The sequence below is a fragment of the Sphingomonas sp. P4_G2 genome (genome assembly GCF_056401155.1).
The window spans coordinates 294,760-309,691 of the sequence record NZ_JBFUJY010000001.1 but is presented as its reverse complement, the minus strand read 5'-3'; the positions used below and the strand labels follow the sequence as shown (position 1 = coordinate 309,691).

14 protein-coding genes are annotated in these 14,932 nt (G+C 63.2%); 2 read left to right on the top strand and 12 right to left on the bottom strand.

Annotated elements, in window-relative coordinates; all coding sequences use genetic code 11:
- Positions 1-16: 16 nt before the first annotated feature.
- The 4 genes from AC1DRD_RS01335 to AC1DRD_RS01320 are packed head-to-tail and all read right to left on the bottom strand — an operon-like array spanning position 17 to position 6,302.
- Positions 17-1,516, bottom strand: coding sequence for an aldehyde dehydrogenase (locus AC1DRD_RS01335; RefSeq protein ID WP_478039754.1), 1,500 nt, complete (start codon positions 1,514-1,516; stop codon positions 17-19).
- The gene (locus tag AC1DRD_RS01330; protein WP_478039752.1) at positions 1,486-3,936 is read right to left on the bottom strand and encodes a TonB-dependent receptor; all 2,451 of its coding nucleotides are present in this window, start codon (positions 3,934-3,936) and stop codon (positions 1,486-1,488) included. Before AC1DRD_RS01330 ends, AC1DRD_RS01335 begins: the two co-directional genes overlap by 31 nt.
- Before the next feature lie 37 nt (positions 3,937-3,973).
- Positions 3,974-5,575 carry a GMC family oxidoreductase gene (locus tag AC1DRD_RS01325; RefSeq protein ID WP_478039750.1) on the bottom strand — a complete coding sequence of 534 codons (1,602 nt, stop codon included), beginning with the start codon at positions 5,573-5,575 and terminating at the stop codon, positions 3,974-3,976.
- A 37-nt stretch (positions 5,576-5,612) separates the two neighbouring features.
- On the bottom strand, positions 5,613-6,302 hold the full coding sequence (locus AC1DRD_RS01320; RefSeq protein ID WP_478039749.1) for a nuclear transport factor 2 family protein: 690 nt from the start codon (positions 6,300-6,302) through the stop codon (positions 5,613-5,615).
- A gap of 303 nt (positions 6,303-6,605) precedes the next feature.
- On the opposite strand from AC1DRD_RS01320, the gene AC1DRD_RS01315 reads away from it, so the two are divergent.
- Positions 6,606-7,589 (top strand): LysR family transcriptional regulator, encoded by a 984-nt coding sequence (locus AC1DRD_RS01315; RefSeq protein WP_478039747.1) that lies wholly within the window; start codon positions 6,606-6,608, stop codon positions 7,587-7,589.
- A 192-nt stretch (positions 7,590-7,781) separates the two neighbouring features.
- On the opposite strand, the gene AC1DRD_RS01310 is transcribed toward AC1DRD_RS01315, so the two are convergent.
- From AC1DRD_RS01310 to AC1DRD_RS01275, 8 genes are all read right to left on the bottom strand, one after another.
- A complete protein-coding gene (locus tag AC1DRD_RS01310; RefSeq protein WP_478039745.1) occupies positions 7,782-7,952 on the bottom strand; it encodes a hypothetical protein in 171 nt (56 codons plus the stop codon).
- Positions 7,953-8,048: 96 nt separating this feature from the next.
- Positions 8,049-8,456, bottom strand: a complete 408-nt coding sequence (locus AC1DRD_RS01305; RefSeq protein ID WP_478027585.1) for a cupin domain-containing protein — start codon at positions 8,454-8,456, stop codon at positions 8,049-8,051.
- A gap of 204 nt (positions 8,457-8,660) precedes the next feature.
- Positions 8,661-9,644: a Dyp-type peroxidase gene (locus tag AC1DRD_RS01300; RefSeq protein ID WP_478040600.1), complete on the bottom strand. Its 984-nt coding sequence runs from the start codon at positions 9,642-9,644 to the stop codon at positions 8,661-8,663.
- Between the two features lie 114 nt (positions 9,645-9,758).
- On the bottom strand, positions 9,759-10,709 hold the full coding sequence (locus tag AC1DRD_RS01295) for an alpha/beta fold hydrolase (RefSeq protein WP_478039743.1): 951 nt from the start codon (positions 10,707-10,709) through the stop codon (positions 9,759-9,761).
- Positions 10,685-11,458 (bottom strand): SDR family oxidoreductase, encoded by a 774-nt coding sequence (locus AC1DRD_RS01290; RefSeq protein ID WP_478039741.1) that lies wholly within the window; start codon positions 11,456-11,458, stop codon positions 10,685-10,687. Before AC1DRD_RS01290 ends, AC1DRD_RS01295 begins: the two co-directional genes overlap by 25 nt.
- Positions 11,455-12,042: a glutathione S-transferase N-terminal domain-containing protein gene (locus AC1DRD_RS01285; RefSeq protein WP_478039739.1), complete on the bottom strand. Its 588-nt coding sequence runs from the start codon at positions 12,040-12,042 to the stop codon at positions 11,455-11,457. Before AC1DRD_RS01285 ends, AC1DRD_RS01290 begins: the two co-directional genes overlap by 4 nt.
- The gene (locus tag AC1DRD_RS01280) at positions 12,039-12,962 is read right to left on the bottom strand and encodes a sensor histidine kinase (RefSeq protein WP_478039738.1); all 924 of its coding nucleotides are present in this window, start codon (positions 12,960-12,962) and stop codon (positions 12,039-12,041) included. The genes AC1DRD_RS01285 and AC1DRD_RS01280 overlap by 4 nt, the downstream gene beginning before the upstream one ends.
- A 24-nt stretch (positions 12,963-12,986) precedes the next feature.
- Positions 12,987-13,745 carry an SDR family oxidoreductase gene (locus tag AC1DRD_RS01275; RefSeq protein ID WP_478039736.1) on the bottom strand — a complete coding sequence of 253 codons (759 nt, stop codon included), beginning with the start codon at positions 13,743-13,745 and terminating at the stop codon, positions 12,987-12,989.
- A gap of 328 nt (positions 13,746-14,073) precedes the next feature.
- Here AC1DRD_RS01275 and AC1DRD_RS01270 point away from each other — a divergent pair, with 328 nt between their 5' ends.
- A complete protein-coding gene (locus AC1DRD_RS01270) occupies positions 14,074-14,895 on the top strand; it encodes an alpha/beta fold hydrolase (protein ID WP_478039734.1) in 822 nt (273 codons plus the stop codon).
- Positions 14,896-14,932 lie beyond the last annotated feature (37 nt).

The following is a 14,932-nucleotide window of genomic DNA, read 5'->3' as shown; positions in this document are numbered from 1 at the left end:
GAGGCGCGTGATCGGTTCATAAAATGATCGACTTGGTTTCGGTGAAGGACAGCAGCCCGGCTTCTCCGCCCTCGCGGCCCACGCCGGAATGCTTGAAGCCGCCAAACGGCAGCGACGGATCAAACTGGAATCCGTTATGCGCCATGGTGCCGGTGCGGACCTGCCGCGCGATGCGATAGGCACGGCCGGGATCGGCACAGAAAACCGCGCCATAGAGGCCGAAATCGCTATCATTGGCGATGCGGACCGCCTCGGCCTCGTCGCTCGCGCGCAGGATTGTCAGTACCGGGCCGAAGACTTCCTCGCGGGCGATACGCATCTCGGGGCGCACGTCGATGAACAACGTCGGGTCGAAATACCAACCCTTGTCCATGTGTGCGCTGGGTGATCCGCCCAGGGCCAGCGTGGCACCCTCGGACCGGGCGATGGCGACATAGTCGTCCACCCGGTCGCGCTGGCGCCGCATCGCGAGCGGCCCCATCCGCGTGGCGGGATCGTCCGGATGACCAACGGTCACCTGCGCCATTTCCGCGCGCACCGCTTCGCAAAGCCGATCGTGGACGGCGTCGACGACGACAACCCGGCTCAGCGTGGCGCAGACCTGGCCCGCTGACGTGGTGATGACATTGGCCAGAATGGCAGCGGCCTGCGGGATGTCCGCATCTTCCAGCACGATGGCCGCGGACTTGCCGCCCAGCTCCAGCGTGCAGCGCGCGAATCGCTCGGCGCAGGCCATGCCGATCGTGCGCCCCGCCGCCACGCTGCCGGTGAAGCTCACCTTGTCGATCGCGGGATGGCGGACAAGAGCGTCGGAGGCGGCACGATCGGCGCAGACGAGATTGACGACGCCGTCGGGAATGCCGGCCTCCTCGATCGCCTCGGCCAGGATATAGGCCTCGATCGGGGTTTCCGGTGCCGGCTTCATCACGATCGTGCAGCCCGCGACCAGCGCGGGTGCGACCTTGCCCGCCATGATCCCGAAGGGATTGTTCCACGGCGCGATCGCGGCGACGACCCCGGCCGGCTCGCGCACGATATGCGCGTGCCCCTGGCCGTCGAAGCGCGGTACCTGGCGATCCCAGGCGAAGGTCTCGGCCAGCCCCGCATAATAATCGAACCAGAATTTGCCGCCGCCCACGACCATCGGCGCGACCGAAGCGAGCGCGCCGATCTGCTCCACCCAGGCGCGCGCAAGCTCGGGCAGCCGTGGCTCGAGTATTTCCGCGACGTTGCGCACATAGCCGGCGCGTTCTGCCGGCGTCTTTTCGCTCCAGCGTCCGTCGTCGAAGGCCCGACGCGCGGCTTGCGCCGCGCGATCGACATCCTCCGGCCCCGCTTCGGCGATTTCGGCGATCGTCTCCTCGCTATGCGCGGAAACGACGGCCAGCCGGGAACCAGAGGTCGGCCGCACCCAATTCCCATCGACAAAGATGCGATCGGGGTGCGCCACGCGCGGCAATGCTGTGTTCGAGCTCGCCATGGCGATCAGAAGTTCCGCCGCACGGTGATCGACCATTCGCGGGGCCTGCCCACCGTTCCGGTCGCCACTCCATAGGTCGCGTTGTAGCTGGTACCGGCGTAATAGAATTTGTTGGCGAGATTGGTGACCGCCAGACTGAGCGACCAGTCCTTCTTGGCATCCTGATAGGTCAGGCGCGCGTTGAACAGGCTGCGCCCCGCTACCAGATCGAGCGGCGTATTGACCGCATTGTAGTAGAAGCTCGACTGATAGCTCCAATCGAGCCGCGGCGTCAGCGTGCCGGTGCTCCCCAGGTCCACGGCATATTCGATCGATCCCGACGCCTGCCACTTGCTGTTGAACGGCGCCTTCATGCCCGGCGTGATGCCGGTGTTCGGGTTGACCGACGTGTAGTTGAAATCGAGATAGCCCATCGAGCCCTCGATCGTCAGGCCCGCCATCGGCCTCAGCGTGCCTTCCAGTTCGACGCCCTTGACATGCGCATTGCCCGCATTGGCGATCGCCGCGCAGGGGAATGGATCCGCAAACGCCGGACAGACTTGCAGGGCGAGCTGCATGTTATTGTATTTATTGTAGAATGCCGCGCCATTGAGCCGCAGGAGGCGATCGAAGAGGTCGGACTTGAAACCGACTTCATAGGTCGTCAACGTTTCTGGATTGAACGGCCGCACCTGGCTGGCGAAATAAGGCCGCGGGTTGATGCCGCCTCCTTTGTAGCCGGTCGATACCTGGGCATAGGTCATCAGCGCCTTGCTCCACCGGTAATTCACGCCGATGCGGTAATCGACCCGGTCGCCCGAATAGGTCGACGACGTACCGTCAAGCCCGAGCAACAGGATGTTTTCCGGAAAATTGGCCGGCGAAATCGCCGAGCCATCGGCGTTGCGACGCCCGAAAGTGTAGCTCTTCTTGTCCTTGGTGTACCGGATACCCCCGATGATATCGAGCTTGTCCGTCGCGTGGAGTTCGAGGTGCGCGAACGCCGACTTGCTGGTGTTCTTGACGGGATCGTCGTTCAGGAAATCGAAGGCCACGTTGGGGATCTGGACTCGGCCCGTCAGCAGGTCGGTGGCATGGTAATAATATCCGCCGATGGTGAAATCGGCGACGGTTCCCACCTTGCCCGACAAGCGTAGTTCCTGCGTGAACTGCCGGTGGCTGTAACCGAATTGTTCGAGCAGGATTTCCAGCGGCGAGCCGTCGAGGTCGAGTCCAGTGGTGCCCTTGGCCGAACGATAGGCCGTGATCGACTTCAGGCTGAGATTGGCGCCGAGTTGATAGTCGATCGTCCCCGCGACACCCCAACTCTTCACATGGCTGGTCGGGCTCGTCGAAAACCCGCCTGGCGCGAGTTGGAGTTGGGGAAAAAAGGTAAACGGCGGAACGGGCGGGAAGCCCGAATCGTAATTCCCGCCGCTCGAATAGGTGGCGTAGGACGTGTAGCAATGCGCGCAAGTGATGAAGCGGCTGTCGAACGGTACACCGCCGGTGGGATTGGCCGCATCATAGCTCCGGATGCCCGGGTTGTTGGCGTAGACGAGTTTCGTCGCGACCTGCTGTGAATCGTTCTGCGCGAAATCGCCGACAAGATTGATCTCGAGCGGCGAGCCCGATGGCGCGATACGCAGGGCGCCACGCAGCGCCTTGACGTCGACGCCGCCTTCGGTCCCTAGCTTGCAGTCGTTGCTGCCCCCCGTCGGCGGAAGGCCCCCGCTGGGATTGACGCAACCATAATCGAGCAGCGTCATATAGCCGTCGGTGTGCTTGGAGACTCCCGAAAGCCGCAAATAGACGCCATCGCTGACCGGGATGTCCGCACTGGCGCGAAGGTCGATTCGGTCGAACCGGCCATAGGTGCCCTCGATGAAACCGCCGCCGTTGGCGTCGGGCTTGGCCGAGAACAGCTTGATCGCGCCGCCCAGCGAGTTCTTGCCGGCCAGCGTCCCTTGCGGACCGCGCAGTATCTCGACCCGGTCGAGATCGGTCAGGTCCATGACCGCGCCATAGGTGGTGCCGTAATAGACGTCGTCGATATAGACGCCGACGCCCGGTTCGAGCGCGAAGCTCGAGTCCGACTGGCCAATGCCGCGGATGAAGGCGGCGACCGCACTGCCGTTGAGGCCTGTCGCCGGAGAGAGATTGACGTTCGGCGCCGTCCTGCCGACATCGGTGATGGAGGTTTGCCCCCGCGCGGCGAGTTCGTCGCCCGACAGCGCGGTGATGGCGAGCGGCGTATCCTGCAGCCGCTGGCTGCGGAACTGCGCGGTAACGACGATATCGTTCGTCTGGTCCGTCGCGGCGTCGTTTGCTGCCGGCGCTGCCTTCGACTGATCATCAGCCGGCGGCTGCGACTGGGCCATGGCCGGTTGCACGAACGTGACCGCCATGGCGGTCGTAGCGGCTGCAACGCACAGGCCGGCGCGAATGCCGATCCGCTTTTCCTTCAAACTGTTCATCGCCCTCTCCCAAATCCATCGATTTTTATAAATTATCTTATTGAATTAGTTTGATAATATGATCGGATGCCTTCTCTCCGATCATGATCGCGGTGGCGTTGGTGTTGCCGATCGGCAGCCGCGGCATCACGGACGCATCCGCTATCCAAAGCCCTTCCACGCCGCGAACCCTGAGGTCGGGGTCGACGACCGATGCCGGGTCCGACCCCATTCGGCAGGTGCCCACCGGGTGGTAGAGCGGCACCGAGGCCGCCCGGACATAGTCGCGCAGTGCCGCGCCGGTGACATCGCGCCCGGGCCGTAATTCCAGTTCGATCGACCCGGCGATGGCCGGCTGCGACAGGATTTCCCGCGCGATCTCGACCCCGCGCGCGATGCGCTCCACGTCGCCGTCGCTACCCAGCAGGCGATGCCTGATCACCGGCGGGTCTTTCGGCCGCGCCGAGCGCAGGCTGACACTACCGCGCCCTTCGGGACGGGCGAGACAGACCGTGATGGTGATGGACGGGCGCTTGAGCAGAACGGCTCGTCCGTTCGGACCGAATTCGAACGCGAAGGCGGTCATCGAGACTTGCACATCGGGTATCGCTTCGTCGGGTGAGGTCCGTACGAACGCCTGGGCGTGGCACATCGACGAGGTGAGCACGCCGCTGCGGCGGAACAGGAAATCGAGCCCCTGACCAAGCGCGGCGAGGCCATTGATGTCGCTGTTGATACTGCGCGCGCGCGTGCCAACGATCAGGTGCGTGCCGACATGATCCTGCAAATTGCTTCCCACTTCCGGGCGGTCGGCAATGCAGGCGATGCCATGGCGCTGCAATTCGACGGCCGGACCGATGCCCGAGAGCATCAGCAGGCGCGGCGTGTTGAGTGTTCCGGCCGAGAGCACGACGCCACGACGCGCCTTGAGCACCAGTTCCTCACCACCCCGTCGCACCACGACGCCGGTCGCGCGGCCGTTCTCGATCAGCACGCGCAAGACTTCCGTTTCGGTCATGACCTGGAGAGCGGATCGCTCCAGCGCCCCCCGCAGGTAGCCGCGCGCGGTGCTGCATCGCAGCCCGCCGGCCTGCGTGGCCTGCGAATAATCCGTTCCCTCTCCCGGATTGGCGCCGTTGTGATCGGGATTGCGCGGAATGCCATGGGCCTGGGCCGCCGCCACGAACTGGTCGATGATCGGATAGGAAATGCGGTTATCGGAAACGCCGATCGGCCCCGCATCGCCACGCCAAGCGTCGCCGCCCCGGCTATTGGTTTCCATCCGCCGGAAATAGGGGAGCACGTCGTCGAACGACCAACCCGTCGCCCCCCGTTCAGCCCAACCGTCATAGTCGCGGCGATGGCCCCGCACATAGATCATGCCGTTGATCGCGCTGCCGCCGCCGAGGCGCCGGGCCGCGGACCAGAAGTCCTGTCGTCCGCCGACGGAATCGTCCGGTTCGGCCACGACACCACGGTCGTAAGCGGGGTTGTTGACTACCGCGACGGTGAGCGCCGGCACCATGCAACGGATGTCGACATCGGATTTGCCGCCTTCGAGCAGCAGGGTGCTCACGCCCCTCTCGGCAAGGCGGGCGGCAAGCGCACTACCGGCCGATCCGCCGCCGACCACGATGATATCAGGCACCAGCTCGTTCATCGCGCGAAGGCCCTCGACATCTGGATGCAGGAGCCGGTCACCGTCCGGCCTCCACGGCGCCGCTGGCCGGTACCCTCAATGGCACGCCCGTCACGGGATGGGTGAAATGCCAGGCGGAGAATTGGCGGCCGAGTTCCGGATCGATCGGCCGGCTGGGCAGGTCGGGTGGAAAACTCTCGCTCGGCGGCGTCGATCGAAACCAGATCTTCTCGCGCTGGAGCAGAGCGTAATAGGTCATGGCGACGCTGATGCCCTTGATCTTCCAGACCCGGCCCTCCTTGACGTACTCGTTCTCGTAGATACCGTCGGCAAGGAGGAAGAATTCGGTGGTGGGCGGGGAATTGCCCTGCACTTGCGCCCGTGCCCGGACGCGGGCCGAGCAGCCATCGGGGGCAATGCTGATGACCGGCTGCATCTGGACGTGGTTGATCACTTCGTCCTCGAGCAGGCCCCAGCGCCCCTCGCCCAGCACGTCGAGAAGGAAGGTCCGGATGCGCTCCTTGCCGCGGTAACGGCCGCGCTGGCCGATCTCCATCCACGGCTCGTCGTCGGTGAAGAGGTCGGCCATTTCGTCGAACATGCGATTGTCGATGAGATAGCCATAGGCATATTGCAGCCGCTCGATCGCTACCCGATCCTCGAGCCGTTCGACCTCGATCGCGAGACGATCGATCCGTGATTGCTGGCGTGTGGCCAACGTCTCGAGCGCCTTGATCCGCTTTTCCATGTGATACCGCACGGACCAGTCAGGCCCGCGGCGATGAGCGGCGATCCGTCGACCCGCTCGCCGCCAGCCTATCGCGGGCTACCGCGCCGCATTTACCCAAGCACAGGCCGATAGTGTCGCCGTGAAACGACATTCACCCTCTCCTCCATCGGCCGCATCGTCAATTTTGTATGCGCGGCCTACAATTGAGGAGGATGTAGATTTTCCGGACCCTTCCCAGAATTGCGATTCATCGGATATGGTGTAAGGTATTACCCTTACACCCTTGGCAAAGGGTGAGGGAGAGGATCGGGCAGTATCCGCATGGCTTCGCGCATTACCTTGAGGCAGCTGGAAATCTTCCTCTCCGTCATTGAGCATGGCAGTTTCCGACGTGCGTCCGGCTTTCTGGGCATGTCAGCGGTGGCAGTCAGCGAGCATATCAGGGCGCTCGAAACACGCTTGCGCACGGAATTGTTCGATCGCAGATCGGGAAGCTCGCCGGTGCCGAATATGGCCGGACAGATCGCCGCTGAGCGCGCTCGCGAAATCATGGCGTCAGTCGAGATGCTCGAGGCCGATCTTTCGCCCGAAGCGAAACGGCAAACCTGGCGGCTGGGGCTGATCCCGTTCCTGGCACGGCATCTCGCCGGTCCGATCTCGGACATACGCAAGCGCTTTCCCGAGCGTAATATCGTTACCGAGATCGCCGATCAGGACCATGCCGAAATGACCGAGATGGTTGCCAAGGGCGTGCTGGATATAGCCTTGCTGATCGGCGACACCGCCTCGATGGGGCAGCCCGCCACGGGGGTGGAGCAGCATGTGATCATAGAGGAGCCGCTCTCGATCTTTGTCGGATATTCACACCCCCTGGCCGCCCGCTCCAACCTCACCCAGTCCGATCTGCTAGCTTTCCCGATCCTCAAGCTCTCGGCCAGCCACCCTTTCCGGAAAATGGTGGACTCGTCGCTCAGACACGCCGGGCTGGCCGGTCTCAAATGCGATGTCGAGACTGACGACTATCTTGAGATATTGACCATGGCTTCTGCTGGGGAAGGGCTGGCATGCATGTTCACCGAAACCGGCTCCCATGACGCCATAACGCACCGGCTGGCGCCGCTCGATCTGGCATTCTCTATTCCGCCGCTCGAGGCGCTGCTCCTGACCGGGGCGGAATGCCGTCACAACCAGCACCTGCGCATCGCCAGCGAGTATCTTGCGAACCAATACCGGTTCGCCGCCGCCACGGCGCGCAGACAGCACTGGCACAGTCTGCGATCCAATCTGGTGCCGCCACCACATTAGCGCAGTGGGCTTGTCAGACAAACGTGAAGGACAAGGAATACCAATCGGCCACTTGGGCCGATTGGCGTTTACTAGCGAGCTACCCCCGCCCCTCATAAACCGAAAATCCATCGTGGGGAGACCGGTTCGCGTTAGACTGACAGCTCCGCCAGTCGCCTCTGTCATCAGGCGCCGGGACGCTGATCTCGACCCTTATTCGCTCGCATCGATGTCGCCGATCTCCTGAAAGAGCTGATGAATTCGTTCCAGATAGGCATCAGCGAAATTGAAATGAGCAATGGTCACTTCTCGATTGACCGCCTGCTTCGCTTGCCTGATCTCCGTTCTGACGCGCTGCAGATAGTATCTGATGTTATCGGGCATGGCGCATGCTCGCTTCGTTGATAGGCCCGGCAAAGCAGGGTTGCCAGCGGGTAACGCTTCAACCGACCAAGCTGGGCAAACCGTCTCGTGTTCAATTCAGGTCGCCGGCACCGCGACAGGGTTGTTGCTGCCTTTCAGCAGGACGACGAGGAACTTCGCGGGCTTGGTCCGGCTGGCGTTACGGCCGATCGTATGCACGTCGGTGGGGCCTTCGTAGAAGGTTTGCCCCGGCGTGAGCGTGACGGTCTTGCCCCCACGCACGCCCATCACGATCGAGCCCTCGAGCACGTAGACGAAAGCGTGCGCATTGTGACGATGCACGGGATCGACGGCACCCGGCGGATAGACGACCGTAAGCACCAGCGCTTCTTTGCCGGGATAGTCGGCAAGTGCTTTGGTCATCAACTCGGTGACGATCGCTGCGGGTGGGGTCGGCTTCGCCGGAGCGGCGCTCGCGGTGAGCGCCAGCAGCAGCAGGGGAGCGGAATATCTGAAAATGGTCATCGTGCTATCCTCGTTGCTCGCCCTGCGGGAATGATCTTGTCCGTGCTTCCCGCACAGCGTTGAGACGAGTGGTAGATCGCCTGGAAACGCGTCTTGTCGCTATCGTCCGGATGGATGCTGGCACCTCGCGAAATGACAGGCGAACCTGACCCTTGGTGCAGGCTCGATGGCGCTATCTACTCCCCGCCGATCATTCGAGAACGATCAAGCCAGCGGTGTTATTGCCGGCGTCGCCTGGGCGAGCTTTTCGAGCGCGGGGCGCGAGGGCGCGAAAAATGTCGTGCCGGTCTGCGGCGTCGAGAAGTCCAGCAACCGATCATAGGCGCCGGGAGGATCGCCGATATACATGCGGCGCAACATGAATTCGATGACCCAGAGAAAGCGGGAATAACCGATGAAGTAGGTCCCAAACTCCTTTCGGCCCGGCTGGCCGAACGGCATGTTGTCGCGCAGGATGTCGTGCTCGGTGCCTGCTGCATCGACAATGGTCGTCAGCGATTTGTGTGACTTGCGAGGGGCGTCGTCGTCATCGATCTCGACATTGTCGAACTTCCTTCGACCGATGATCTCCTCCTGCTGTTCGGTGGAAATCCCGCTCCACGCACCGAGATCGTGCAGGTATTTCTGCACCACGATGTAGCTGCCGCCAGCGAAGTCGGGATCTTCCGACCCTATCAGCGCGGACGCCGGCAGATCGAGCCCCGTTGGATTGGCCGTGCCATCGACAAAGCCGAGCAAGTCGCGCGCGTCGAAATATCGAAAGCCCGACACTTCATCGATAACGGTGACGGCATCGCCGAGAGCGTCAAGCAAGAGGCGTTCGAACTCGAAGCACATATCGGCACGTTCGGCGCGAATATGGAAGAGCATGTCGCCCGGCGTGCCCGGCGCTGTGTGAACAGGCCCGTCGATCGGTTCGAAGGGCTTCAGTTCCTTTGGTCGCTTGCCAGGCTGAAGACGATCCCAGAAATCGCTGCCGATCCCGGCGATGCACGATAGCCGGCCGGAAAGATCGCGAAAGCCCACCGTCTTGACGAGATCGTCGAGCCCGCCAAGGGCCGAGCACACGGTCGCGAGGGGCCCCTGCCCGTTCGCGACGGTTACCACCAGGAAGATCGCCGAAGACGATAGCGGGGCGTCGATGCTTTGCGCATCGATCGGTACCCGGTCCCAATTATCCCCCGCCATCGTCATTCACCTCTCGAAGTGAGCTGGTTGTCCGTCAGCGGGTACCGCTTGCCGGTCAGGTTATGGTGATCGCGGGCGGTGGCGCAATATCGACCCCCCCGCGCCGAGCGCCCCTCATTGCGCCGTCGCTGCATCCTCGATCAACGAGGCGACCTTGTCCGGCTGCGAGATCATCAGCGCATGCGACGCTCCCTCGACGACCACCGTTTTCTTTGCCTTCGCCCGCTCGGCCATGAACTTCATCACCGCGGCGGGGATGTTCTGATCGGCAGACCCGTAGATCATGTAAGACGGGATCGTCTTCCATGAAGCGACGCCGGATGGCTCGCCCAAGGCGGACAGCGTGATCGGGCGCTGCGTGAGTGCCATCGTATCCGCCGCTGCCGCCGGTACATCGGCGGCGAACTGGGCGTGGAACTTGCCGATTTGGATATAGAGATCCTCATCGCCGTCGGGCAGCGCGACCGGCATCAGGGCATTTCCCAGCGTGCTGCCGGGGAATTTCGCCGATAGGGTAAGGCTGGATTCCCCCGTATCCGGTGCGAACCCAGCAACATAGACCAGCGCCTTGACGTTGCCATTGCCATTGGCCGCCTCGGTGATCACCGGCCCGCCATAGGAATGGCCGACCAGCACTACTGGTCCCTTGATCGAGCGGACGACCGCGGAAATGGTGACAGCGTCGCTCTTGACGCTGCGAAGCGCATTGGCGGCGGCGATAACCCGGTAGCCATCCTTGCTGAGCTTCGCGACGACTGCATTCCAGCCGGACGAATCCGCGAATGCGCCATGTACGAGGACAACCGTGGGCTTCTCCTGTCCGGCCTTGGCTTGAGCAGCCGCTGGACCAGGATGAAGCAGGGCCACGGCGACAATCAGGCCGCCAAGATTCTTGAGCATATGTTTTCCTCGAACGGCCAGAAATGGCCTTGGAAATCGGATGCTCCGGGCGGTTTTTGAAACCAATCCGACGAAGGTATCGGCGACTAGTCCTTTGGGTAGGTCGGGGTACGCCGGGGGTATGGATAAACCTGCCAGCCTCAATGGTGCGGGCTCGACACCCATTCCGGTTGCAGGCTCTGGCGCAACCAGTCGTCGAACGTTCCTCGAGCGATAAGCGCATCCGGCCCGGGAAGCAGAGATCGTTCGCCCAGCTCCGCGCCAAAGTAGCGAGCATGAATATCGGCGACGATCTGCCGGCCATCTTCGTGAGCCGTGGCGATGTCAGTCGCGACCTCGTCAAGACGCAGCAACTCGGGCCCAGCGACCTCCACCGTGGCGTTGAGCGCAATGCCCAATACCACCTCGGCAAGGGCGTCGGCGACGTCGTCACCAGCGATCGGCTGCACCAACGCAGGAGATATCGCGATCTTACTGTCGGTGCCGGCCTGCACCACGGCGCTGATGAACTCGAAGAACTGCGTCGAGCGGACAATGGTGAAGGGAATCCGCGATGCCTTGATCAGGTCTTCCTGGGTTTTCTTCGCGCGGAAATAATCGATGTCCGCCAGGCGATCGACGCCGACGATCGAGAGCGCGATATGGTGCCGGACGCCCGCTTCTCGGCCGGCTTGCAGGAGATTACGGGTCGAGGTCTCGAAGAATTGCAGCGCATCGTCGCCCTCCAGCGAGGGCACGTTCGAAACATCGACCACCGTGTCCGCGCCGATCAGGGCGTCCGCCAATCCCGTGCCGGCAACCGTATCGACGCCAGTGGTCGGAGAGGCCGGAAGCACCCAATAGTTCCGCTGGCGCAAATTCCTGACCAGTCTCGAGCCGATGCGGCCGTCACCGCCGATCACGACGATCTTCATAATCTGAGGCTTTCTTCGGCAAGGGCCCGACGAACTGTCTCCCGTTCCGCCACGCGTTCGAAATAGCCGTGCATCTCGGGCGAGATTCGTACGCCGAACGCCTTGGCCCAGCGCAGCATGACGAACAGATAGGCGTCCGCCACCGTAAAGCGCGGTCCGAACAGATAGAGTTCGTTGATCTGGTTTTCGACAAGATCGAGCCGCTGCGCGACCACCTCGCCGGCAGCGGCTTTCGCCGCATCATTTGCGTCATGGTAATAGGGTTTGAACGCAGCATGCAGTTCGGTCGACAGCCAGGAAAGGATTTCGACCAGGCGAGTGCGACCGAGCGGCCCGCTCGGCGTAAGCTCGGGATCGCGATCCGCGAGAAGCGCCAGGATCGCTACGTTCTCGGTCACCGCGTTGCCGTCGTCGAGCACGAGCATGGGCACATAGCCCTTGGGATTGATCGCTGAATAATCGTAGCCGCTCTCGGTGATCTTCGAGTTGAGATCGACCCGTTCGAATTCGGCGGGAAGCCCCGCCTCATGGAGCGAAATGCGCACCGAAAGGCTGCACGCCCCGGGGGAATAATAGAGTTTCATAGGTCTGGTTCCTCTGAAGTGGGTTGGGTCCGAAAGGCTGAGCTGGGTCCGCCGGCACTGGCCGCCGGCAACCGCAGGGCCATGGTTGTGCCAAGGCCCGGTTCGCTGTCGACGGCGATCTCGCCGCCAGCCTCGCGGACGAAGCGTTCGACCATCGGCAAGCCAATGCCCCCGAGCCCGTCAGCCTTGGTGGTGAAGAACGGATCGAAGATGCGCGCGATCGTCGCTGCCGACATGCCGACGCCATTGTCGACGACGCGTATTTCGACCGCGGTCGGCTGCTGATCGCTCCGTATCGATCGCGCGGCGATCACGATGAAGCCACCATCGGCAACGGCATCGCGCGCGTTGAAGACGAGGTTCAGGAGCACCCGGCGCAATCCGATCGGATCGCAGCGCAGATCGGGCAGCCTCGGCTCGATATCGGTTTCGAGGATCAGGCCGGGCTCGTCCATCGCGATGACCAGCGCCGCTACTTCCGAAAGGCACTTCGCGACGTCGCTACACGCGCCGGGAATCGCGCGGTCGCGGGCAAGCTCGATATTCTGTCGAACGAGTGCGCCGGCATGTTCCAGACACGTTCTCGCGCGGTGCAGGATCGGCCCCGAGCGCAACGCGGGCATGTCCGGCGCCCTGGCTAATATGTTGATGGCCGAATAGGCGATCTGGATAAGATTCCCGAGATCATGAATCAGCCCGGCGGCAGCAACCATTGAGCCGTCATGGAGGCCGCCCGACGTCACTCGACCGGCTTCGTCGAGGATCGTGACATCTTCCACGCCGTACGCACCAGGGACGGGTCGGAATTTCATGAGTCCTGCCCTTTGCAAAATAGGATGCGAGGCACGCTCGGAAGGGGGACGCGTGCCTCGCATCCACCGGTGGTCAGGCGGCTGCTGCCACCGGCTCTTCGACCGCATCCGCGGGCGCGGTCGATTGGCGACCTATCGGCGCGGCGGCGGGACGTTGGCCAACCACCAGTCGAACCTGGTCGAACCGAGCCTGGCGTTCGGTCCGGGCACCAGTGTCCGCTCGCTCACCTTCACACCGAAATAGGGCGCATCGGGATCGGCGATCACCTTGCGCGGGTCGCCGTCATGCGCGAGCGCCTGACGAACCGGCTCGTCCAGCGTGAAAGTGTCCGGTCCGGCGATCTCGATCGTATCGTTCGCGGGCTGGCCCATTGCCGCCTCGGCAATGGCGCTCGCGACGTCCTCCGCCGCCATCGGCTGGAAGAGAACGGGCGGCAGATGCACGTCATCGCCCTGCATCGAGAATCCCGCGATCGAGCGGACGAACTCGAAGAACTGGGTGGCGTGGATCAGCGTGTAAGGGATCGGCGAGCTCTTGATCATCCCTTCCTGGGCGAGCTTGGCGCGGAAATAGCCGCTGTCCTGCAAGCGCTCGGTGCCGACCACGGAAAGCGCGACGTGATGCTTGACGCCGGCCACGACCTCGGCCGCCTTGAGGTTCTTGCCGGCCGCCTGGAAGAAATCCATCGCCGCCTGGTCATCGAACGACGGCGAGTTGGCGACGTCGACGACGACGTCGGTGCCTGCCAGTGCCTCGGCCAGTCCCTCGCCGGTGACGGCATTGACGCCAGTATTGGGGGCAGCCGCGATCGCGTCATGGCCGTGCTGTTTGAGCTTCTCGACAGTCTTGGATCCGATCAGGCCGGTTCCGCCGATAACGACGATCTTCATGCTGTTGCCCTCCGTGGCAATGTGGAATGCCGGCAAGATCACGCAGTTGGGCCGGTGCGGCCATCATGCGTACAGCTTTGTGGCACTCGCCATATGGCAGGCGAACCTCGCCCTTGGTGCAGGTCGGACGCGCCTTGCCGTCGTGTTTCTGGTTAGTGCCAAAGCGGTCGGCGCAGGCGATGCGCCGCCAGGCGAGCGCTTCCCCTCCTCTGGCCTTGAGGTGCCTCACCCTGCGTCCAATCGTTCGCGAGTGCGCAGGCTCATAGGCGTGCGGTGCTGAAAGGCGTCCCACGGCGGGCCGCCAGACGCTCATTCAAGGAGACCCGCGGTGCCGATCTTCACCACCAGCGATGGACATGAGATGTACTATAAGGATTGGGGCACGGGCCCGGTGGTTACCTTCTCGCACGGCTGGCCGCTCAGCTCGGACGCCTGGAGCATCCAGATGCAGTTCCTCGCCGAGCAGGGCTATCGCTGCATCGCACATGATCGTCGTGGGCATGGCAAGTCGGCGCAGACCAGCGCTCGCAACGATATGGACGGCTATGCCGACGACCTGGCCGAACTGTTCGACGCGCTCGACCTGCGGGACATCGTCATGGTCGGCCATTCGACCGGCGGCGGCGAAGTCGCGCGCTATATCGGCCGCCACGGTACGAAGCGCGTCAAGAAGGCGGTGCTGCTCGGCGCGGTACCGCCGGTGATGGTGCAGAGCGAGGCCAATCCAGAGGGGCTGCCGATCACGGTGTTCGACGGTCTGCGTCACGACATCCTCGCCAACCGTTCGCAATTCTACAAGGACTTCGCGATCCCCTTCTACGGCGCCAATCGCGAGGGCGCGAACGTGCCGCAGAGCCTGCTCGACGAGTTCTGGCTGATCAGCATGCAGGCGGGCCTGAGGAACGCCCATGACTGCATCAAGGCATTCAGCGAGACCGACTTCACCGAGGATCTGAAGAAGGTCGACGTGCCTACATTGATCGTCCATGGCGAGGACGACCAGATCGTCCCGATCGCGGACTCTGCCTACAAATCAGCCAAGCTGGTAAAGGGAGCGCAGACGCTCTTCTATCCCGGCCTGCCCCACGGCCTGACCGCCACGCATGCGGACCGGTTCAACGCCGATCTGCTCGCATTCCTGCGCAGTTGAGGCGCGCGGCGTCCGGCGGTGTCCCCAGCGCCGCCGG

Coding starts and splice junctions, on each gene's coding strand:
- AC1DRD_RS01290 (WP_478039741.1), bottom strand. CDS start 11,458: ATGAAGATCGTCGTGATCGGCGGTGACGGCCGCATCGGCTCGAGACTG.
- AC1DRD_RS01330 (WP_478039752.1), bottom strand. CDS start 3,936: ATGAACAGTTTGAAGGAAAAGCGGATCGGCATTCGCGCCGGCCTGTGC.
- AC1DRD_RS01285 (WP_478039739.1), bottom strand. CDS start 12,042: ATGAAACTCTATTATTCCCCCGGGGCGTGCAGCCTTTCGGTGCGCATT.
- AC1DRD_RS01305 (WP_478027585.1), bottom strand. CDS start 8,456: ATGACCATTTTCAGATATTCCGCTCCCCTGCTGCTGCTGGCGCTCACC.
- AC1DRD_RS01335 (WP_478039754.1), bottom strand. CDS start 1,516: ATGGTCGATCACCGTGCGGCGGAACTTCTGATCGCCATGGCGAGCTCG.
- AC1DRD_RS01310 (WP_478039745.1), bottom strand. CDS start 7,952: ATGCCCGATAACATCAGATACTATCTGCAGCGCGTCAGAACGGAGATC.
- AC1DRD_RS01300 (WP_478040600.1), bottom strand. CDS start 9,644: ATGGCGGGGGATAATTGGGACCGGGTACCGATCGATGCGCAAAGCATC.
- AC1DRD_RS01295 (WP_478039743.1), bottom strand. CDS start 10,709: ATGGGTGTCGAGCCCGCACCATTGAGGCTGGCAGGTTTATCCATACCC.
- AC1DRD_RS01275 (WP_478039736.1), bottom strand. CDS start 13,745: ATGAAGATCGTCGTTATCGGCGGAACCGGCCTGATCGGATCCAAGACT.
- AC1DRD_RS01280 (WP_478039738.1), bottom strand. CDS start 12,962: ATGCGGTCGAAGAGCCGGTGGCAGCAGCCGCCTGACCACCGGTGGATG.
- AC1DRD_RS01315 (WP_478039747.1), top strand. CDS start 6,606: ATGGCTTCGCGCATTACCTTGAGGCAGCTGGAAATCTTCCTCTCCGTC.
- AC1DRD_RS01325 (WP_478039750.1), bottom strand. CDS start 5,575: ATGAACGAGCTGGTGCCTGATATCATCGTGGTCGGCGGCGGATCGGCC.
- AC1DRD_RS01320 (WP_478039749.1), bottom strand. CDS start 6,302: ATGGAAAAGCGGATCAAGGCGCTCGAGACGTTGGCCACACGCCAGCAA.